The organism is Neobacillus sp. FSL H8-0543, assembly GCF_038592905.1.
Taxonomy (GTDB): Bacteria; Bacillota; Bacilli; order Bacillales; family Cytobacillaceae; genus Neobacillus.
Window position 1 is genome coordinate 3,646,974 of record NZ_CP151943.1, and the last position, 21,036, is coordinate 3,668,009.

Annotated in this window: 21 protein-coding genes and 1 pseudogene; 11 read left to right on the plus strand and 11 right to left on the minus strand. The window is 37.0% G+C overall.

Translation table 11 applies throughout. From position 1 onward, the window contains the following. The first annotated feature begins 21 nt into the window (after positions 1-21). Together NSS81_RS18205 and proC are read left to right on the plus strand one after the other, a co-directional pair. Positions 22-189 carry a DUF1427 family protein gene (locus tag NSS81_RS18205; RefSeq protein ID WP_342430058.1) on the plus strand — a complete coding sequence of 56 codons (168 nt, stop codon included), beginning with the start codon at positions 22-24 and terminating at the stop codon, positions 187-189. 99 nt (positions 190-288) lie between these two features. Continuing rightward, positions 289-1,089 carry a pyrroline-5-carboxylate reductase gene (proC, locus tag NSS81_RS18210; protein WP_342430059.1) on the plus strand — a complete coding sequence of 267 codons (801 nt, stop codon included), beginning with the start codon at positions 289-291 and terminating at the stop codon, positions 1,087-1,089. Between the two features lie 88 nt (positions 1,090-1,177). On the opposite strand, the gene NSS81_RS18215 is transcribed toward proC, so the two are convergent. The 3 genes from NSS81_RS18215 to NSS81_RS18225 form a co-directional block, all read right to left on the minus strand. Further along, the gene (locus tag NSS81_RS18215) at positions 1,178-1,756 is read right to left on the minus strand and encodes a YitT family protein (protein WP_342430060.1); all 579 of its coding nucleotides are present in this window, start codon (positions 1,754-1,756) and stop codon (positions 1,178-1,180) included. Positions 1,757-1,893: 137 nt separating this feature from the next. After that, the gene (locus tag NSS81_RS18220) at positions 1,894-2,895 is read right to left on the minus strand and encodes an inorganic phosphate transporter (RefSeq protein WP_342430061.1); all 1,002 of its coding nucleotides are present in this window, start codon (positions 2,893-2,895) and stop codon (positions 1,894-1,896) included. Between the two features lie 12 nt (positions 2,896-2,907). Next, on the minus strand, positions 2,908-3,522 hold the full coding sequence (locus tag NSS81_RS18225; protein ID WP_342430062.1) for a DUF47 domain-containing protein: 615 nt from the start codon (positions 3,520-3,522) through the stop codon (positions 2,908-2,910). 350 nt (positions 3,523-3,872) lie between these two features. Here NSS81_RS18225 and NSS81_RS18230 point away from each other — a divergent pair, with 350 nt between their 5' ends. Continuing rightward, positions 3,873-4,127 (plus strand): GlsB/YeaQ/YmgE family stress response membrane protein, encoded by a 255-nt coding sequence (locus NSS81_RS18230; RefSeq protein WP_342430063.1) that lies wholly within the window; start codon positions 3,873-3,875, stop codon positions 4,125-4,127. A gap of 536 nt (positions 4,128-4,663) precedes the next feature. Here NSS81_RS18230 and NSS81_RS18235 read toward each other — a convergent pair. From NSS81_RS18235 to NSS81_RS18245, 3 genes are all read right to left on the minus strand, one after another. After that, complete coding sequence (locus NSS81_RS18235) at positions 4,664-5,326, minus strand: DNA-binding response regulator (protein WP_342430064.1); 663 nt, start codon at positions 5,324-5,326, stop codon at positions 4,664-4,666. Positions 5,327-6,075: 749 nt separating this feature from the next. Next, positions 6,076-7,299, minus strand: coding sequence for an IS110 family transposase (locus NSS81_RS18240; protein ID WP_342430065.1), 1,224 nt, complete (start codon positions 7,297-7,299; stop codon positions 6,076-6,078). Between the two features lie 394 nt (positions 7,300-7,693). Further along, positions 7,694-8,608: an RluA family pseudouridine synthase gene (locus NSS81_RS18245; protein ID WP_342430066.1), complete on the minus strand. Its 915-nt coding sequence runs from the start codon at positions 8,606-8,608 to the stop codon at positions 7,694-7,696. A 139-nt stretch (positions 8,609-8,747) separates the two neighbouring features. Between NSS81_RS18245 and NSS81_RS18250 the strand changes: the two genes are divergently transcribed. The 3 genes from NSS81_RS18250 to NSS81_RS18260 all read left to right on the plus strand — a co-directional run bounded on the left by NSS81_RS18250 (position 8,748) and on the right by NSS81_RS18260 (position 11,837). Beyond that, complete coding sequence (locus NSS81_RS18250; protein ID WP_342430067.1) at positions 8,748-9,134, plus strand: YhcU family protein; 387 nt, start codon at positions 8,748-8,750, stop codon at positions 9,132-9,134. Between the two features lie 193 nt (positions 9,135-9,327). Further along, on the plus strand, positions 9,328-11,070 hold the full coding sequence (locus tag NSS81_RS18255) for a phospho-sugar mutase (protein WP_342430068.1): 1,743 nt from the start codon (positions 9,328-9,330) through the stop codon (positions 11,068-11,070). 44 nt (positions 11,071-11,114) lie between these two features. Then, entirely contained in the window at positions 11,115-11,837 is a 723-nt protein-coding gene (locus tag NSS81_RS18260; protein WP_342430069.1) for an SDR family oxidoreductase, read from the plus strand. Positions 11,838-11,937: 100 nt separating this feature from the next. On the opposite strand, the gene NSS81_RS18265 is transcribed toward NSS81_RS18260, so the two are convergent. Further along, positions 11,938-12,189, minus strand: coding sequence for a YhdB family protein (locus NSS81_RS18265; protein WP_342430070.1), 252 nt, complete (start codon positions 12,187-12,189; stop codon positions 11,938-11,940). Between the two features lie 236 nt (positions 12,190-12,425). Between NSS81_RS18265 and NSS81_RS18270 the strand changes: the two genes are divergently transcribed. Both NSS81_RS18270 and NSS81_RS18275 read left to right on the plus strand, forming a co-directional pair. Continuing rightward, positions 12,426-12,743 carry a DUF3889 domain-containing protein gene (locus tag NSS81_RS18270; protein ID WP_342430071.1) on the plus strand — a complete coding sequence of 106 codons (318 nt, stop codon included), beginning with the start codon at positions 12,426-12,428 and terminating at the stop codon, positions 12,741-12,743. An 80-nt stretch (positions 12,744-12,823) separates the two neighbouring features. Next, positions 12,824-14,233: a SpoVR family protein gene (locus tag NSS81_RS18275; protein ID WP_342430072.1), complete on the plus strand. Its 1,410-nt coding sequence runs from the start codon at positions 12,824-12,826 to the stop codon at positions 14,231-14,233. A gap of 335 nt (positions 14,234-14,568) precedes the next feature. On the opposite strand, the gene cccB is transcribed toward NSS81_RS18275, so the two are convergent. From cccB to NSS81_RS18295, 4 genes are all read right to left on the minus strand, one after another. Next, on the minus strand, positions 14,569-14,928 hold the full coding sequence (gene cccB, locus NSS81_RS18280; RefSeq protein WP_342430073.1) for a cytochrome c551: 360 nt from the start codon (positions 14,926-14,928) through the stop codon (positions 14,569-14,571). Between the two features lie 341 nt (positions 14,929-15,269). Further along, entirely contained in the window at positions 15,270-15,446 is a 177-nt protein-coding gene (locus tag NSS81_RS18285; RefSeq protein WP_342430074.1) for a twin-arginine translocase TatA/TatE family subunit, read from the minus strand. Between the two features lie 376 nt (positions 15,447-15,822). Further along, positions 15,823-16,992, minus strand: a complete 1,170-nt coding sequence (locus NSS81_RS18290; protein ID WP_342430075.1) for a ZIP family metal transporter — start codon at positions 16,990-16,992, stop codon at positions 15,823-15,825. Between the two features lie 15 nt (positions 16,993-17,007). Further along, on the minus strand, positions 17,008-18,021 hold the full coding sequence (locus tag NSS81_RS18295; protein WP_342430076.1) for a multicopper oxidase domain-containing protein: 1,014 nt from the start codon (positions 18,019-18,021) through the stop codon (positions 17,008-17,010). A gap of 195 nt (positions 18,022-18,216) precedes the next feature. Here NSS81_RS18295 and NSS81_RS18300 point away from each other — a divergent pair, with 195 nt between their 5' ends. From NSS81_RS18300 to NSS81_RS18310, 3 genes and pseudogenes are all read left to right on the plus strand, one after another. Continuing rightward, complete coding sequence (locus NSS81_RS18300) at positions 18,217-18,585, plus strand: metalloregulator ArsR/SmtB family transcription factor (protein WP_342430077.1); 369 nt, start codon at positions 18,217-18,219, stop codon at positions 18,583-18,585. Further along, on the plus strand, positions 18,578-20,713 hold the full coding sequence (locus tag NSS81_RS18305; RefSeq protein ID WP_342430078.1) for a heavy metal translocating P-type ATPase: 2,136 nt from the start codon (positions 18,578-18,580) through the stop codon (positions 20,711-20,713). Before NSS81_RS18300 ends, NSS81_RS18305 begins: the two co-directional genes overlap by 8 nt. A gap of 61 nt (positions 20,714-20,774) precedes the next feature. Then, positions 20,775-20,978 (plus strand): annotated as a pseudogene (locus NSS81_RS18310) (NAD(P)-binding protein); the annotation flags it as partial. Between the last annotated feature and the right edge of the window lie 58 nt (positions 20,979-21,036).

Sequence of the window (21,036 nt, forward strand, 5' to 3'; positions counted from 1 at the left end):
ATAGATATGAGGGAAAATTAGATGAAAGAAATTGTGTTAGCTTTAATCGCTGGCTTAATTGTTGGGATTCTCTTTAAATTTATGAAGCTTCCCTTACCAGCACCTCCTGTGTTTTCAGCAGTCGTAGGCGTTTTTGGAGTTTACTTTGGTGGCGTAATCGCTACCTGGATTACAAAGTTTATGCAATAACAAGAAAAAGGCGGGATTATTCCTCGCCTTTTTCTTGTTATTTAATAGACATTATGATTAAGATAAGAAATGTTAGAATTCAAATGAAGGTGTGATTGGATGAATAAAACAATAGGATTCATCGGTGCTGGGAAAATGGCAGAAGCAATGATAAATGGAATACTTGAGTCAAATCTGATTCCAAAGGAAAATATTATGGCAAGTGCTCTGACAAATAAGACCATTGAAAAAATTAACAATACATATGGTATTTCAACCACGGCAGACAATAAAGAAGTTTCCCGTTTTGCTGATATTCTCATTCTTGCTGTAAAACCTAACCTCCATGAAAAGGTTATTGAAGAATTGAAAAATGACATGAAGAAAGAAACGATCGTCATAACGATTGCAGCTGGGATAACTTTAGAGGATGTGGAACGGGCATTTGCCTATAAAATAAAGGCTATCCGAACCATGCCTAATACTCCTTCGCTGGTAAGAGAAGGGATGACTGTCATATGTCCCAATGATTATATCAATGAAGCAGAAATTAAGGAGGTCGAGCGTTTATTCCAATGTTTCGGAAAAACGGAACGTCTCGAAGAAAAATTAATGGACGCAATTCCAGCCATTAGCGGCTCTTCACCAGCCTATGTATATATTTTAATAGAAGCATTAGCCGATGGAGGGGTAAAGCAAGGAATTCCACGTGATAAAGCCTATCGTCTAGCGTCACAGGCGGTACTTGGTGCTGCTAAAATGGTTCTGGAAACGGAGATTCATCCTGGTGCACTTAAGGATAATGTATGTACACCAGGTGGAGCAACAATAGAAGCCGTTACCACCCTTGAGAAAAAACAATTTCGTGGTGCGGTTCTAGCGGCTATGGAAAGCTGTACCTCAAAGGTTAAATCACTATAATTACGATTACACGGTTCCATATCAAAAAATAGAAATTGTTAAAGAAACTCATACGAATGACAAACGTCTGCTTCTATGCATTCGTTTGTCATTCGTGTGTTTCAAGTCGGCCAGTTACCGTAAGAGAGGTCATTAAACCAACACAGAGTATCGTTAATAACGAATAAAAGAACTTTTCAAGCCCAACCACTTGCAGTCCGCTCAGAATGACAAGCCCATCAATCATAAAAATAATGATACCGATATTTACTGAGGTGAATTTAGTTAATATTTGGGCAAGTAAATCTGTTCCACCTGTGCTTGTTTCATACCGAAGCATAAGCCCAATGCCAACTCCTACTAGTACACCCCCAATAATTGTACTTGGTAATATGCCAATTAGAATCTGCCCATTAATAAAGGAAAAGAGGTCAATACAAAAGGAAGAAATAATCAGTCCGTGCAGACTATAGTAGAAATAACGCCTCTCAAAAAACCATGCAAGTATATAAAGCGGCAGACTTAGGATAATCATACTTAGTCCAGTTGGCCAGCCATAAAAGTAATGAATAATTAGTCCTAGCCCGATTACTCCGCCATCTAATAAGTGGTAAGGGACTAAAAACCCATTAACCCCAAGGCCCAATAATAAACTTCCGACAAACACTGCTGCTATTTTTCTAATCATTTACGCGTCACCCCAAAACTTGTCCCTATACATAAAAATATGAGCGAGGATTTCAATTAGAAGTGATACTACATAAAAAAGAGGATGAACAAAGGTTCATCCTCTAAATCTATGGGTAAGTTCTGTATGAAAAGGTTTTAAAAGAGTAGATTCAATATAAAATAAATGAATGCTGCTAACAATGCCGTAATTGGCAGGGTGATTACCCAGGTTACCAGCATCCGCTGGGCCGTATCCCATTTTACTCCTTTTAGGCGGTGAGATGCACCAACACCTAAAATACCAGAAGAAATAACATGAGTAGTACTTACAGGCACATGCATAAATGTAGCACCAAAGATAACGGCTGCACCAGTTAAATCGGCTGCAACCCCGTTAATAGGACGAATCTTCATAATTTTACCGCCAACGGTTTTAATAATTTTCCAGCCGCCTACGGATGTACCAAGCCCCATTGCTAATGCGCAGGAAAATTGAACCCAAAATGGAACATCTGCGTTGGCGCCAAGATAACCATTGGCGATTAGGCCCATTGTAATGATTCCCATTGCCTTTTGCGCATCATTGGTTCCGTGTGAATACGATTGTAATGCAGCGGTTGCGATTTGCATATATCGAAACCGTTTATTTGTCTTCGCTAGATTTGCATTCTTAAAAACCACTTTAAAAATACTGTATATGATAAAGCCGACAACAAAAGCTAAAACGGGAGATAATAGTAGAGCTTGGATAATTTTTGCAAATCCTGAGTAGTTAAGAGCTTTAAAGCCCTCAGCTGCGAGTGCTGCACCCGCGATCGAACCGATAATGGCATGTGAAGAACTACTAGGTATACCGTAATACCAAGTAAGTAAGTTCCATATGATTGCAGAAAGAAGTGCCGCTAGAATTACAACAGATCCATTTTGGAGTGTAAACGGATCAACAATATCCTTTGAAATCGATTTTGCCACACCTGTAAACGTCATTGCCCCAACAAAATTCATTACTGCTGCTAATAAAATGGCATGCCGAGGTTTAAGTGCCTTTGTTGAAACTGCGGTTGCAATTGAATTGGCTGTATCATGAAACCCATTAATAAAGTCAAATGCTAGCGCAAAGATAACAATTAACGCTGTTAAAATAAAAATCACACTCATGTTAGTTGCTCCTTACGCGTTTTTCATGATAATTGTTTCAAGTGTATTCGCTACAGATTGACAGCTGTCCGCGATATCTTCAAGATTTTCGTAGATCTCCTTATATTGAATAATTCTAATTGGGTCCTTTTCAACGCTAAATAAATGCTTAATCGACTGACGTAATATGTTATCGCATTGTGATTCATAGTCCTTAGTTTTTATTGCATGTTCTCTCATTTGAGGTAATTTCTTATTAGATAAGAGTTCGATTGCTTTATCAATTTCATGGACACTAGCTTGGATTGCTACAACAAATTGTTGCATGAAATCATCAGCTTGCGTTATGGAGTACATTTCAAATAATGCAGCAGTTGCTTCAAGTCCATCCAATACATCATCCATACTAATTGCAAGGTGCAGTATGTCCTCACGTTCAATTGGCGTAATAAATGCGTCATTTAGCTGTTTAATTACTTCATGAACAAAAGAGTCACCAGTAGTTTCAATCTCTTTCATTCTTTCTGAGAAGATTTTCAAATCACTAACATTTTTTAATTTATATTCTGCAAAGTAATTTGCTCCTTCTTTTACATTTGCTGAAATATTACTTAGTAATGCGGAGAATTTATCTGTCTTTTTTGCCATACGCCTTTTTACCCCCAAATTTTCATTAAAAAAATGTTTATGTAACGGAAATTATTCTATCTGAAAAAAACAGGTAAATGTATAAAATTTAACGTAATTTACAAAAACTTAACAATTGAATATTCAAAAAATAATTTAGTGTGTTAAAATCATTTGAAATTCCTTTTTACTGTCTCCTTTGGAAATAAATTTATGTATTTAATAATGACAATTCCTCTCCTTTTAGAATGCAAATTTACAAACTGGACACGTTAATGGTATAGGCCAGAATTGATTACAAATTGTATTCTGATAATCAGTTTCTGACTTATGGATAGGTGAAAGAAGTATCGAAAAAAGGAGTGTTCTAAATGAATTTCATTTGGGCATTAATTATCGGTGGAGTTATTGGCTGGTTAGCAGGTCTTATTGTTGGAAGAGATATACCAGGAGGTATTATTGGTAATATTATTGCTGGTTTTGTAGGAGCGTGGCTAGGTACCTTAATTTTAGGAGATTGGGGTCCAATTGTTGCTGATTTTGCAATTATCCCAGCAATTATCGGATCGGTGGTATTAGTCTTCCTGTTATCATTAGTAATGAGATCTTTTAGAAGAGCCAAATAAAAATAGCCTCCCGAATGTTTTCTAAAGTGTTCCGTTATTAGATGCTAATTGGTATATAAAAAGGAAAACTCGCCAGTACTGAACTGCACCTCCATTGTTAGTTTTGTCTAACAATTTTGGTGGAGTTCATATCTGGCGAGTTTCTTTATTAAGAATACAATTAATATAAAACCACAGTACTTGTGAAACGGTTCACCCGAAATGCATCAAAATGAGGGTCTCTTGGATTATTTGTATGTCAAAAGAATGCTAATATTAATGCTCCCTATTTGTAAACAATACATAAACCGTCCACTTTCATTTAATTAGAAGTCCTATCCTTAATTAAGTAACCAGCAAAAGTAAAATAAGCGGAGAAATTCCAGTTAATTACGGAATGGAGCTCGTTTCGGGGTATATAAGGGAAGGTTTTCCGGTTATGCAAAGGAAAATCACTGTTTTTTAAATTTTTCGAGTCAATAGGCGGAATCTCTCCGTCTATTTAAGCTATTTTTAATGGTAATTGCTAATTAGGCGAAATTTTTCCTTCTATTTTATCAGATCGGATGCTTAACCTGATCCCCCAACCGATAAGAGCGGACTCTCACGGTCCCAGATGCGGGAAACAGCATCTTTTTAGTGACTAGTTGTGAAAGTACTTTCTTTACCGTCTTGTCACTTAACTTCAAATACTTTTCGACTTCTATAGGGAATATGGCTACTCCTTTTCGAATCGCTAGCCGAAGAACTTCCTTTTCGACTAAGGACAGAGTGGTCTGGTCCAGTTCATCCCCCAGCCATCGTCCAATGACTTGCTGAACAATTTGTTGGCATCGTCGAGGCTTCTCATTAACTTGGTCATAAGAAAAACGGATTACGGTCCAACCGTCAATCACCAACTGGTTTTGACGTTCCAGACTGTCAGAAAATTGCCATCTGCTGATATCCTTTAAGTGAGGGCCGTAGCCGTCAATCTCAAGGCAAATCCGGATGGCGGGACGAATATAAGCAAAATCCAAATACCTCTTACCATCCTTAAAATCATTGACTTCATATTCTGGATGCAGATACTGAAAATGGTGAAATAATGGCCACCACACTTGCTTCAAAAACAATATTTCAGCATGTTTGTGACCTTCTTGTAAGCGACGCAACCGTTCACCAGTTCTAGCCTGCAAGTGAGCATTAATAAAAGGCTGGTATTCTTCTTCAAATCCCATATCATCTCTCCTCCATTTCTCCTCATATTTTCCCTATATCAAATATTGTTTTGGTGTAATAATAAACACATACAAAAGATTATCTTCAAATGCAAACTTCCACAACAAGGGTATTTAATAGCATATATTTCGATGAAACAGATAAATGGTTTCCATTATTAATTCATTTGAACTTCAGACTGATTCTTAATTAATGAGTAATAATGCGAGTGAAAGAATTGTTTAATGTGGCCTCAATTGTAGAATGAAAAGCAAATATAGACTTGCGGAGTAGCTAATACAACAAAGAATATTTAGAGAAGAATTTGAGGATAGAACTATTTTTAGTTTAAAAGAATCCTTAATTTTGTCAATCAAATTTCCTTTTATTTTTACAATATCATTCTTATCGTTTCTATTTTATATACGATGTCTTGTTCTTAATCGAGTAAATAGCAAAAGTAAAATAAGCGGAGAAATTCCGGTTAATTGCGGAATGGAGCTCGTTTCGGGGTATATAAGGGAAGGTTTTCCGGTTATTCAAAGCAAAATCTCTGTTTTTCGAAACTTTGGAGTCAATAGGCGGAATCTCTCCGTCTATTTCTTACGATTAGTCAAGTGTATTTTAGTTAATTCATTTATGTTTTTTTATTTAGATGTATTTGGGAGGGGTACCCCTCCCAAATACATCTAAATTTTTCCATAACGAAAAGACCTCACGATATTCTTTTTTTCGAAAGGTCAGTGTGCTATAGTGAATATAAACTTGGCTACGATTTCTGAGCTGGTAGTGCGGACTCATAATCGTAAAGTATGCCGTGTGTCAGTAACTGAAACATCACTTTCAGAAACTTATTGATACACGCCACAATCGCGACCTTATGAGGCTTTCTCTGAGGTTGCGTTTTTAATTTGTAATAATAGTCTACTAAATGATTAGGTTTTCCTTTTGCCATAAGCATCGTACAAATCATAAAAAATAAAATCTTCCGTAGCTTCTTATTTCCTCGTTTATTAATACGATCACGGTATTGTGTATTGCCAGATTGATAGCGCATAATATCGATGCCAACGTAAGCGTTCAGTTGTTTCGCGTTTTTAAATCGGCGAATATCACCTAGTTCGCCAATAAGTCTGCATGCTGTTGTATCACCAATCCCTGGAAAGGAGCGTAATACGGTATATTCCTTTCTTCCTTCAGACATCATAACCATCTGTTTCACAAGCTGGTCTTTCTTTTCCATTAAATCCGCAATACGTCGGGCATAATCGCCTACTTGATTACAACGAATATCCGTTGGTTCAATGGCAGGATATGAATTTTTCGCAGCTTCTAATAACACGATGGCTTTTTTCTCTGCACGTTCTAGTGAAAGATTTTTACGTGTATTACTTTTTAAACGATTTTTAATAATTGTCTTTGACTGAGCTAATAAAAGTGCTGGATGTGGATACAATTGCACAAAATTTAAAAATAGCGCTGAACTCGGTGTAATAAGTCGTTCCAACTCTGGAAATGAAAGATGTAAAATGGCATGCATACGATTGCGTAAAAGAATAAGTTCTTCTTCAATCTCGTCATAATAACGAGTAATCGCCCGCATCTGTTCATAATATTCATTCTGCACATACGTCGTTTCACGTTCTAATTTAAAGTGGGTTTTCGCTAACTCATGGGCATCGCTAATATCGGTTTTGTTTCGACGCATTGAAGCCATTTGTAGGTTCGCTTCAAGCGGGTTCATGCGACAGTATGTATGTCCGTGATCCCGTAGAAACTTTTCAACTGATTTTGAATAGACACCCGTCGCCTCAAATACGATTTCAGGGGCTTGTCCATCAAGAGCCGTTATTTCCTTAATACGAAGGTGTAGCTGCTCAAAATCAATGCGTGTATGATACAATTCCCCTTCAAATTCACATTGTCTATAGCCATCATAAATGGCAATGGTACTTTTCCCTTTACTGACATCAAGAGAGATGACATGTTTCATATAAATATTCTCCTTTTATAACCAATCATAGAAGTCTTCACAGTGCCTTATCGATTCCATTTTCTTATACACGATCTCTAAGACCCAACATACTAAACTGATTCAAACAAGGGTGTGAAGTTGGCCTGTTTAAATACGGACTCTTACATGGTCCTATAGACGGATCGACCTTCCTTCACTTCTACTATAAAAAAATAGTAGCACAAACCATGGCCTTGGTTTGTGCTACTAATGTTAGTATGTTTAAGCTATTTTTAATGATAAATGCTTATTAGGCGAAATTTTTCCGTCTATTTTATCAGATCGGATGCTTAACCTGATCCCAACCGACACAATTTCGGATGTCCTCTAAACAAAAAAAGGACCGGGCTGGTTTTCGCCCGGTGATTCTATATCAAATAGAATAAACATCGATCCCAGTAAATATTGCAGGAGTATCAATTAATGGTGCGTAGCAAATGATTTTTTCTTCTGTAAAAGGGTGAATGAATTCCAACTTTGCGGCATGAAGGGCTTGTCTGTTGCAGAGGGGTTTCCCGCCATATAGTACATCACCTATTAAGGAATGCCCTAAGTAGCTTAAATGAACACGAATTTGATGGGTTTTCCCTGTTTCTAACCAACAAGCTACATAAGAAGTATTTTTTTCTTCCTTTAATACTTGATAATGTGTAATTGCATCCTGACCGGAACGAGAAACTCGCCTTTTTGTTGGATGATGCCGATCACGCCCAATCGGTTCATTAATTGTTCCTCTTTTTATTTTTAACAGACCATGAACCTTGGCAATATAGGTCCTTTTAATTTCACGTTTCTCCAGCATTCTGTCTAGGATTGCTCCCGCTAGCTGATGTTTGGCGAAAAGGATAGCCCCAGTGGTATCCCTGTCTAATCGATGGACATGGCGAATATTGCCTGTTTCTCCCTTTGACTGCAGGTAGAAGAGAACTGAATTTAATAATGTGTTGTTGTCCGTTTTGTCATTTGGATGTGTATTCATGAAAGGCGGTTTATTTATGACAATTAAATGGTCATCCTCATAAAGGACCTCAATTTCGTGAAAGTTGGCTATAATATCCGTTTCTTCTTCTTCGAATAGTTTTATTAGCAGCTTATCCTTAATAACCAAAGGCAAATTCCAATTGGCTCGATTGCCATTGATTAAAACTTTATCTTCCATTCGAAAAGAATGGGTTAGTTTTCGCGGTGACTCCCAGTGCTTCCGAAAGATTTCCTCAATCGTTTTGCCTTCCCAATTTTTAGGGATGATGATTTCCATCCAATTACCCTTTCTCGTTGTTGTTAGCATTGTCGCTCCTTTCATTGTAGTTATTTAGTGAATCGAAAAATAGCGTGGTTATTATTACCACCGAATAATCACCCTCATTTATGCTATTCTTATGATATATATTACGGTAGATAAATGCTATCACAAAGGTGGGTTACAGTTGAAAATTGTTTTTGCCTCGACCCCAAGTCAGGAAGAAGAAATTTGTGTACTTGTGAGGTATATTTATTCAAAGGTCTTTCCCCTCTATTTTATCGATGAGGAAATAAATGAATTCGAACAGTTAAAAGTATTGCATTTTACAGAAGATTTCAATACGTTAAAGGATGCCTTTCAAGTAATGGCAAGCCTGCAAACATTGATTTCAATTCTAGAGTCTCCGACACTATATGACCATTATGCAGCACTTTTCAATAAAAATGTAACGCTTCTAGAAGAATTTGGTCTATCCTTTCCTTTTGAATTTCAACAGTTTATTGAGGCAAAGCATTTGAAATGCAGCATGCTCAGTATTTATACGAAGGCTGATAATGAACTTCTAGTGTAAGATGAAAAAATGTCTGTAAATTTACAGGCATTTTTTGTTGTGAAAAATCCGAAAGTAATGAGCATTATTTGCTATAATCCTTTTATACCAACAAAATGAAAATATACATTAGAATAGTTATGGATTTTTGGAGGAGTAACAAACCTTCGGATAGAAACAATAGTATATAGTTATGGATAGAGGAGGAGATTTTATGGACTGGAAGACAAATGCAAAGCGATGGATGGAATTTTCTAGTTTGAATGATGAGCTAAGTAAGCAATTAGAAGAAATTAAATCCGAGGAAAAACTTCTTGAAGAAGCATTTTATAAGAATTTAGAGTTTGGCACTGGCGGGATGCGAGGGGAAATTGGTGTTGGAACGAATCGTATGAACATCTACACTGTCCGGAAAGCTTCTGCTGGTTTAGCCGCTTACATAGAGGAACAAGGTAATGAAGCAAAACAACGTGGTGTTGTTATTGCTTATGATTCAAGGCATAAATCTCCTGAGTTTTGTATGGAAGCTGCCAGAACACTTGCAACAAAAGGTATTAGAACATACATTTTTAATGAATTGAGACCAACACCAGTACTATCCTTTGCTCTAAGGTATTTAAATGCATTCTCGGGCATCGTGATTACTGCTAGTCATAATCCGCCAGAGTACAATGGTTATAAGGTTTATGGCCCTGATGGCGGTCAGCTTATACCCGAGAGTGCAGACATTGTAATTTCAAAGGTTAATGAAATTGAGAATGAATTGCTGGTTGAAGCTGACAGTGAAGAGAACCTTAGAGAAGCTGGTTTAATCCAGACGATTGGAGAAGAAATTGACCAAGCCTATATTGAAAAATTGAAGTCAATTTCTGAGAATCCTTCTATTGCCGATGAAACTGACTTAAAAATAGTATTTACACCGCTGCATGGAACGGCGAATAAGCCTGTAAGGCAGGCTTTAGCAGCCTTAGGCTATAGAAATGTTACAACTGTTAAAGAACAAGAGCTTCCAGACCCAGAGTTTTCTACAGTAAAGAGTCCAAATCCTGAGGAACATGCAGCCTTCGAACTTGCCATTAGAGACGGAAAAGCAGTTGGTGCCGATTTATTAATTGCAACCGACCCTGATGCAGACCGTTTGGGTATCGCTGTTCTTGATAATCAGGGCGAGTATGTGGTCCTCACGGGAAACCAAACGGGAGCATTATTGTTAGATTACATACTTTCACAAAAGAAACTCAAGGGAACTCTTCCTCAAAACGGTGTTGTCCTTAAAACAATTGTTACTTCAGAAATAGGCAGAAAAATTGCGGATGCCTACCAATTAGAATCCATTGATGTATTAACGGGCTTTAAGTTTATTGGTGAAAAAATTAACCATTATGAAACAACAGGTGAACATACCTTTTTATTTGGCTATGAAGAAAGTTATGGCTATTTAATCGGAGATTTTGTCCGTGATAAGGATGCCGTTCAAGCTGCACTTTTAGCAACAGAAGTTTGTGCTTATTACAAAAAACAAGGAATGTCTCTCTATGAAGGATTAATGCAGGTTTTCAAAAAATATGGCTTCTATCAGGAAGGTCTTCGCTCTCTAACATTAAAAGGCAAGGATGGAGCAGAGATGATTCAGCGCATTTTAGCTTCTTTCCGTCAAGAACCAATAACAACCCTTGGAGCCTTAACCATTTCGACTTCTGAGGATTACTTAACAAGTATTAGTGTAACAGCAATGGGAGAAGAAAAAATCGACTTACCAAAATCGAATGTATTAAAATATACATTTACAGATGGATCCTGGGTTTGTTTAAGACCGTCAGGTACGGAACCGAAGGTTAAATTTTATTTTGGAGTCAATAGCGATAGTCTTGATGAAAGTAAGCGAAAATTACAGGAAATTGAGAAAGATTTCATGGATCTTGTTAATGATAAAATTAAAAAAGTATCTGAAATGTAAGTATTTTCTCCAGCATAGTAAGTCATCAAGAAAGGGTGTTAAATATGCTAAAAGGACAAATTGCAATTATAACAGGTGCATCTAGAGGAATAGGAAAAGAGATAGCAGTAAAGCTTGCTGAACAGGGAATGAAAATATCTATTGTTGGCAGTTCAGCACAAATCTCCGAAACGGCTGAAGAACTAAAGCAAATAGGTTTTCAGAACGTTCTTCCGATACAAGCTGATGTATCAAAAGAGGAAGACATGCAACAAGTGGTCAAGAAAACTATAGAGGAATTTGGGCAGGTGGATCTTCTCATTAATAATGCTGGTGTTGGATTTTTTAAACTAACAGAAGAAGTAACGGTTGAGGAGTGGAAAAAGGTATTTGAAGTAAACGTTCAAGGAGTATTTCTAGCAACAAAAGCTGTCCTTCCGCATATGAAGGAAAGAAAGTCAGGAACGATTATTACCATTTCCTCCGATGTTGGCAAATACACGATACCTAATGGAGCGGCATATACTTCCACTAAATACGCTGTGCAAGGCTTCTCAGGATCTGTAGCGCAGGAAGTTCGTGAATACGGTATTCGCGTAGGAACGATCAACCCTGGAATGGTTGATACGTATTTTGCAGACTCCACTCAAGGTTTACCTGAAAAACATGACTGGCTAAAGGTAAGTGATATTGCCAATGCGGTTGTGTATATGGCTTCAGCGCCTAAGTACATGCTTATTGATGAAATTGTCCTTCATCCGCTTGTACAACAATATCCGATTGCCTAAAAAAACACTCGAAGGGGGTCCTTCGAGTGTTTTTTTGGTGGAATTCCTTGGTCCGGTTGGTAAAACTATTCTCAACAAAAAAATGTATCCACTTGTAATTTTAAGGAAGACTATACATCGTTAACTCATTATCAGGGTCAAGTGTTTCATTCGCATGGTCGATGTACCTAAGCAGCGAATATAAATTTTTTTGAATGACGGAGTAATCATGTTCAAAATTGTAGGCATGCAGGAATTGCTCTATCCTTTTTGATAAAAATTGATCCTTCGTTCGCACCATTAATATTAATAAATTGTCCCACTCGGATCGATGTGTATAATACAACGCTCGATCATAATCCATTTTTTTCATTTATTTTATCTCTCCTCCTTATTAGGAGTTGAAGTTATTTTATGATGTTTTGCAGATATCTTCCGCAGAAAATGTTGGTCACTCATATAGGGCGCCATTTTCAACTTTTTCCTGTATAAAATATTGTTTTCTCAGTTTCTGAAAGGTGGACAATATGGACTGTATATTTAACTAAATTAACATAACTAAAAGATGTTAGGGAAAACTAAATTCAACTAATAAATGGGGGTAATCAAATGAAAAAATATCTTATATCTATAATCCTTTTGGGATCATTTTTATTCAGTTTTAGCACCTTTACACAAGCGCAAAAACCAGATTATGAAAAGTACGGAAAAATTGCGATGACTGTAATTGTAGCAGACTATCCGGGAGAAGAAGTTCGCGACTATCAATATTTAGGTAGAAAAAAAATAAGTGATACAAAGGTAGAGGATTCTTTTCGCTTTCAAGTTCAAGAAAAAAGCAAAAAAATTGATGTAATCGTGAAAGTAAATCATGATTTGTCTAATAATAAACTCCTAACGATTACGGTGGAATCACAAAAACAATAAGCCAATACGGCTTGTTGTTTTTTTCATCATTCCCGGCTTACCTTCATACATTGAGGTAAGAGGAAAAGGGGGAATGACTAATGAATGGAGAAGATCATAAAGCTCTCGAATACGCCATTAGTGAAATCACTGAAATTGCCAGTGGATTTGGTTTAGATTTTTATCCAATGCGCTATGAAATATGCCCGGCAGAAATTATTTATACCTTTGGAGCTTACGGGATGCCAACCAGATTTTCACATTGGAGCTTTGGTAAGCAATTTCACAAAATGAAACTCCATTATGACCTGGGACTTAGTAAGATTTATGAACTTGTCATCAACTCTAACCCATGCTATGCCTTTCTATTGGATTCAAACACATTAATACAAAATAAGCTGATTGTGGCACACGTACTGGCACATTGTGACTTTTTTAAGAACAATATCCGCTTTCAAAATACGAAGCGCGATATGGTGGAAAGTATGGCAGCAACCGCGGAGCGAATCCATCAATATGAGATACAATATGGAAAAAAAGAGGTTGAAACCTTCCTTGACGCGGTTTTGGCAATTGATGAGCATATTGATCCTTCACTTATGAGACCAAAGCTTGCCTGGTCCATCGGAGATGACGAAGAGGATAGTGAACAGAAGATAATTACTCCTTATGATGATTTGTGGAAGCTAGATGAGAAAGAGAAGAGGGACACAAATCAAACAAAGAAGAAGCAATTTCCTCCACAACCTGAAAAGGACTTATTATTATTTATCGAAACCTACAGTAGGGAACTAGCTGATTGGCAACGTGATATTTTGACAATGATGCGTGAAGAGATGCTGTATTTCTGGCCCCAACTGGAAACAAAAATCATGAACGAAGGCTGGGCTTCGTATTGGCATCAACGGATATTAAGAGAAATGGATTTAACTAGCGGTGAGGCTATTGAGTTTGCAAAATTAAATGCAGGAGTTGTGCAGCCGTCTAAAACAGGTATTAATCCTTATTACCTTGGCATCAAAATATTTGAGGATATTGAGGAACGTTACAACAACCCAACGGATGAAATGGTACAAAGAGGGGTGATTCCTGGTTCTGGCCGTGAGAAAATGTTTGAGGTTCGAGAAGTGGAGTCGGATATTTCGTTCCTGCGAAATTATTTAAATAAGGATCTTGTCATGCGCGAGGACATGTATCTTTTCCAAAAACAAGGCCGGGATTATAAAATTGTCGACAAACAATGGAAGCAGGTTCGAGATCAATTAGTTAATATGCGGGTAAATGGAGGCTTCCCATACATTACCGTCAATGACGGTGACTACCTGAAAAATGGTGAACTCTACTTAAAGCACTGGTATGAGGATGTAGAATTAGATGTTAAATACCTTGAAAAGGTTCTGCCATATGTCCAACAACTATGGGGAAGACCTGTTCATATCGAAACGCTAATCGAAGAAAGAAGAATGCTGTTTACGTACGATGGTAAAAGCGTTCATCGGAAGTATTTATAAAATAAAGGCAGCTATTAGTACAAAAAACGCTGAAATCTCAGCGTTTTTTTATGCTTAGTTGTTGAGTAGGATAAAGTTCCCCAAAGGCTATGCCTTTGAAACACCTATTATTTTCCGGAAATTTTTTCTACTTTAGTTTATTATATTCATTTTTAATCTCTTTAATTGTATTTTCAATTTGCTCTCCCCACTTGCTTTCATGTTGTACTCCTTACTAAAATTTTTATTTTAAATTGTAATGCAATATTAATTTCCTTTCAATTAAGTTGCTTTAAAGGATTCCTAATATAAAAAACCAGAGCGGTAATCACCTCTTCTGGTTCTTAACTTCATTCTTATTTTTTCTCAGCAAGCCATGAAGCAACAGCTGCAGCATCATCTCCTGTAAGAATTCCCGCAGGCATATTGCCTTTTCCATTTTCAATAATTCCTAAAATTTCATCTTTTGAATACGTAGAACCAACCTTATTCAAATCTGGGGCGCCGCCACTAACTAAATCTCCACCATGGCATGAAGAACAGCTTTGCTTATATAGGGCTTCTCCTTCAGCTACATCAGTAGTTTGCTTTTGCTCATCACCAGCCTGTTCCTCAGTAGTGGCATTTTCTTGTTCTGCTTCATCAGCTCCGCCTCCACAAGCTGACAAAAAGCTAAGAAAGACAACACAAACTACACCATAAATCATCTTTTTCATATAAATCACCTCCATAGATATAGGATTTCAATTTTTGGAAGTAATATTCGAATCTAACTTTAGTGAAGAGAAAAAAGAGTTTCTCTGAAAAAGAAAAACTATTTTTGTGTCATATTTGTTTGTACTTCCTTTAGAAAGTTCGAAACAATGTAGTTAGGTACTTAGTTAAATGGATGACGAAGAGGTGCACTATGCAACTCCTTTTTTTTTTGGAATATTTTTGAATATTTCACTATATCGCTACTTTCACATTTGGAAGGAATCCATCTATCATGAGCGAAAACATAAAAAGGGTGGCTCTTCGTCTTAAACCGATGAGCCACCTTGAATGATCGTTTTATTTATTTTTCTTTTTCACCATCGTGGCTATCATCCATTATTCCTTTTGTTGATTGTTTAAATTCTCTTAGTGTTGAGCCAAATGCTCTTCCGATTTCTGGTAACTTGGAAGGACCAAAAATAATAAGGGCGAGCATTACAATTAATATTAAACCTGGTATTCCGATATTTTGAAGCATAGTTTCCCTCCTAGAATATTTTTTATAATTCCTCTTTGAATCACTATAGATTCAGGAAAAAAATCCGTTAATATCAATTTCCTTACCAAGTTTTTTTAATCCTTGATTAATCTTAATTATTGTGGAAAATCTAGGACGATAGTCCTGATTGTAACATAATGTTAAGATCGTACTTTTACTTAGATTCGATACTCTTTCTAACTCAAATATATTAACGCCTTTTTGTTCATCCATCCATTTACCAAACTTACTTTTTTTTTCAAAGCTCATTACCATTCACGCTTTCATTTATTTATTTTTGCAGAATAGCCAAAATGAAATGTGTTCATATGTGCCAATAGAGTCCTTTTTTTATTAATTTGGCATTGATTAGAGCTTAAAATTTAACAAAAAATGCTGTAAAGTACATGATTAATATTCCTATTGTAAATCCCGCGAAATTCATCCATGAAACGAAAGGTTCATTATTCTTTTTGTGATCGTCCATTAGCATTTTGGAGATAACGAAGATTACCTGCAATATTGCACCTGCACCAATACCTAAAAATACTGCACCCCAAATAGGTGAGAAGATAAATCCTCCGAACCAAGTTCCAAAAATAGCAGGTGCGCCTGCAATCGTACCTAATAACACAAATTGGCTGATTTTTGGCTTAGTATTTAATAATGGGGCAGCAATCCCTATCCCCTCTGTAATATTATGAAGAGTAAAACCGATTATTAAAAACGTACCTAATGCGGCTTCACCAAGTGCAAAAGAGGAACCAATCGCCAATCCTTCACCAAAATTATGAAGTCCAATCCCTGTTGCCATCAATAATGCAATTCCTATTGGTGAGTACCCATTTCGTTTTTGCCTTTTTTGTTGGTACTGGTCAAATCCAATCAATAGGAGAAAAGAGAGGACGGTGCTAATAACTACTACCATGTTTCCTTGGAATACAGATGGTGCTTCGGCTCCAATTTCAAATCCATCAAATAACGTCCCAAAAAATAAGAATAGTAGGAGACCAACAGTAAGTGCAAGGATGGCATTAATCCAACTTTTCTTCATACGCTTCATAAATGGATACCATAATAAACCTAATGTAATGGGAACAATGCCTACATAAAACCCAATAAATCCGTAATTCAACACATTATCCCAAGAAAATTCAGGAGTTAAGGTTGCTGCATCAATTGTTGCTTCTGTAATAATCCCATTTTCAGAGATTAATAAAATGGTATGGGGGTCGCCTTCAACCCATGGATAATGAATGGTTACCTTGGCATCATCAAACCTTTTAAGTGTGGAATCTGGGGTCATTGAAAAAGTCCAGATAGAATCATCAACAATCACTTGAGAAATGGTTAAAGTCTCTGGACCAGTATTACTGACATCTAACTCAAACCCTGAGGGGACTATTTTTATTTGTTCAACATTTAGAACTTCTATTGGAGCAGCAGGATCTCTTTCTACACCAGCCCCATTTTTAAACACCCACCCTAATACCAGAATTAATAGTACAAGTGGAATAAGCCCAGTAATCAGCCATTTTGATTTCATCGTTTACACTCCTCTCTACTCAGCTTCAAAGAATCCCATCCATCCTAGTTCGGCAAATTCGCTAACATGAGCGTGAAACATGTATTTTCCCTTGTATGGAAAACGAACTTCAATAATCCCACGTTCGCCCTGACATTGCATGATGGTGTCTGTAAATTGAGATGGATTGTCATTTCTACCCGTTGGAAAATAAGTGAAATAGTTTGCATGTAAATGGAATGAGTTTAGTAAGTCAAATTCGGTTAAATTACTCAAATAGATGCGGACAAGCTCATCTTTCTTGACTTTAATAGGATGATTCATAAAGGCAAAAGCATAACCATTCACCGTATAAAATTCGTTAGCACCGTCTAAATCTAAGTCATACGCATTCATGACCATATTTATTTCTAATGCTGGTTCCCTTGGCGTTTTTGGATCAATAATAAAGTTTCCATATAACCCTTTATGAATATGTCGAGCTAAAGGTAAAACATGGCAATGGTAAATTTGTAAGCCATATGGGATTGCTTCAAACTCATAGGTAAATGATTGACCTGGAGCGATTGGGTCTAATCCATCCATTTCAGGTGGGTGAATACCATGAAAATGAATAGAGTGTGGATGACTCCCACCGTTTATAAAATGAAAACGTAAAAGATCTCCTTCGGTACAGCGGAATGTTGGTCCTGGAATCGTTCCATTATAGGTCCATCCAGGAAACTTAATTCCTTTTGCAATTTCAATTTCCTTGTCAATCGCTACAACTTCATATTCACGTACAGTCCGACCATCTGAAAGTTTCGTTACTTTTCCATAATCAAACTCAGTTAAAAGGCGTTCAGCCATTCTATAACCTTCTGTTTTTTCAGAATCAAGCATAGTGGTGTGATTTACAGAATGATTATTGTGACTTGATGGATGATTCACTGCATGAGTCACATTTGTAAAAGGAGCAACTTTATTTAAATAAATACTTCCAGCTATCCCTAATGCTCCAGTCGTTCCAATTTTTAAAATATCCCGCCGAGAAATTTTCTTGTCTGACATGCTTTTACCTCCTCCTAAAAAGTTTCCTTCGCGCAACTTTATTTGTCTTAGTCAATACTCTATGTTAAGGACATGATTTTTGTCAATAACCAATTCATAATTTTTTAATAAAACATTCAAATAATCGTTTGACCGTTGGAAAAATACCACATATACTAATAATCAAATGGATGTTTGATTAAGGAGTGGTAACTTTTGAAACATGATGATATATGTGAAGTAACCTGCGTAGATGAAGAAAAAGTAAAACGGGTTAAAGGATCAGTATCCAAGCAAAATACATTGGCTGTATCACAAATATTTAAAGCATTATCCGATGACACTAGAATTAAAATTGCCTACTCATTAAGTGAGGAAGAGGAGTTGTGTGTATGCGATGTAGCTAATATTGTAGGGTGTACCACGGCAACAGCGTCTCACCACTTACGTCTTCTCCGCAATTTAGGCTTAGCAAAATATCGTAAAGAAGGCAAATTAGTTTTTTATTCTTTAGATGATGATCATGTAAGACAACTAATACAAATTGCTTTTACTCATCAAAAGGAGGTGGCAGTTCATGAGTGACGCTTTAGAGAAATCAAATGAAATGACCGTTTATCGAGTACAGGGATTCACCTGAGCAGGCTGTGCGACAAAGTTCGAAAAGAACGTAAAACACCTGGATGGTGTTTCTAATGCAAGTGTTAATTTTGGTGCTTCAAAACTTACGGTTTATGGTGAAACAACAATCGAAGATCTAGAAAAAGCTGGTGCTTTTGAAAATATAAAAGTCATTCCTGAAAAACAAAGGTTTGAAGAGAAAAAAGAACCATTTTTACAAAAATACTCAACAGTCGTTGTTTCATTGGTTTTCTTGCTTATCGGATGGGTATCAGGACAAATGAACGGCGAAGAGAGTATATCTTCAATCTTAGGGTATGGAACTTCTATACTAGTTGGTGGTTATCGTCTTTTTACCACAGGGTTGAAGAACTTATTGCGTCTAGAGTTTGATATGAGAACGTTGATGACAATTGCTGTTATTGGAGCAGCAATAATTGGTGAGTGGGGAGAGGGAGCAACGGTTGTCATCCTGTTTGCTATTAGTGAGGTTCTAGAATCGTACTCGATGGATAAGGCTAGAAGATCTATTCGTTCCTTAATGGATATTGCCCCGAAAGAAGCTTTAATACGGCGTGGAAATAAAGAGTTCACAGTAGATGTGGACGATGTTCGAATAGGGGATATATTAATCGTAAAACCTGGACAAAAAATTGCCATGGACGGAATCGTAATAAAGGGATTATCGTCCGTTAATCAAGCTACTATTACGGGAGAATCTGTACCTGTTTCAAAAGCGATTGATGATGAAGTATTCGCAGGAACCTTAAATGAAGAAGGACTTCTGGAAGTAAAAGTGACCAAACATGTAGATGATACTACGATTGCGAAGATTATTCATTTAGTCGAGGAAGCTCAAGCAGAGCGTGCACCTTCACAGGCATTTGTGGATCGCTTTGCTAAGTATTACACGCCAATTATCATGCTCATTGCACTAGGAGTGGCTGTGGTACCACCGCTGTTGTTTGCGGCAGATTGGAACACTTGGATTTACCAAGGCTTAGCTGTCCTTGTGGTTGGATGTCCTTGTGCACTTGTTATTTCAACTCCAATTGCGATTGTAACGGCCATCGGTAATGCAGCAAAAAATGGTGTCTTAATCAAAGGCGGAATTCATCTAGAAGAGATGGGTGCGATTAAAGCCATTGCCTTTGATAAAACAGGAACATTAACTAGGGGAGTTCCAGTTGTAACTAATTACCTTCCACAACCAAATACTGATTCAAATGAACTTCTAACAATTATTGCTGCTTTGGAAAATGGCTCTCAGCATCCGTTAGCTTCCGCTATAATGAAGAAGGCAGATGAGGAAAAATTACCTTATAAAAATCTTACGATTGAAGGATTTTCTTCTATTACAGGTAAAGGGATTAAAGGCAGAGTCAATGAAAAGGTGTATTATGTTGGAAGTCCTAATTTATTTGATGAAATCCTCTCCGATGAAATTGGGAACGACCTAAAAGCCCAAATTCATGAATTGCAAAATCAAGGGAAAACGGTTATGGTTGCTGGTACCTCAAAAGAAGTGTTAGCCTTGCTAGCAGTTGCTGATGAAATGAGGGACAACAGTCACCAGGTAATTAAAGACCTTCACTCCTTAGGTATTCAAAAGACGATCATGTTAACAGGAGACAATAAAGGAACCGCTGAAGCAATCGGAAAACAGGCGGGGGTTTCAGACATACAAGCCGATTTGCTTCCGCAAGATAAATTGGCCTTTATAAAAGAACTAAGAGGTAAATATGACCGAGTGGCAATGGTCGGGGATGGTGTGAATGATGCACCAGCATTAGCAGCATCTACAGTTGGGATTGCTATGGGAGGAGCGGGAACAGATACTGCTCTTGAAACAGCTGATATCGCTTTAATGGCTGATGACTTAGGGAAGCTGCCATTTACTTTAAAACTTAGCAGAAAAGCCTTAAATATAATAAAGCAAAATATCACTTTTTCTTTAGGGATTAAACTCGTGGCTTTATTATTAGTAATTCCAGGTTGGTTAACACTTTGGATTGCTATTTTCGCTGATATGGGTGCTACTCTTATAGTTACATTAAACGCTTTACGACTTCTGAAGGTAAAAGACAAATAAGAAGAGGCTTCCCAATTGTTTGGGAAGCCTTTTTGACACTTTATAAAAAGGGGGAGAGTGCATGATTTATGATGTTCTGGTAATTGGTGCAGGTCTGGCTGGAATGTCCATAGGATATTACTAAAAACAATCAAACCTAAGATTTCTTATTTTAGATAAAGGAAGTGAAATTGGTGAAAGTTGGAGTAATCGGTATGACTCCTTAACCTTGTTTCCCCCTCGATCTTATAGTTCCCTCCCAGGGTTATCATTAGAAGGTGAGGAGAAAATAATGTGTTTCGATTTTAAGTTAAAGTCATGGGAAACATAGACACGAATATAAT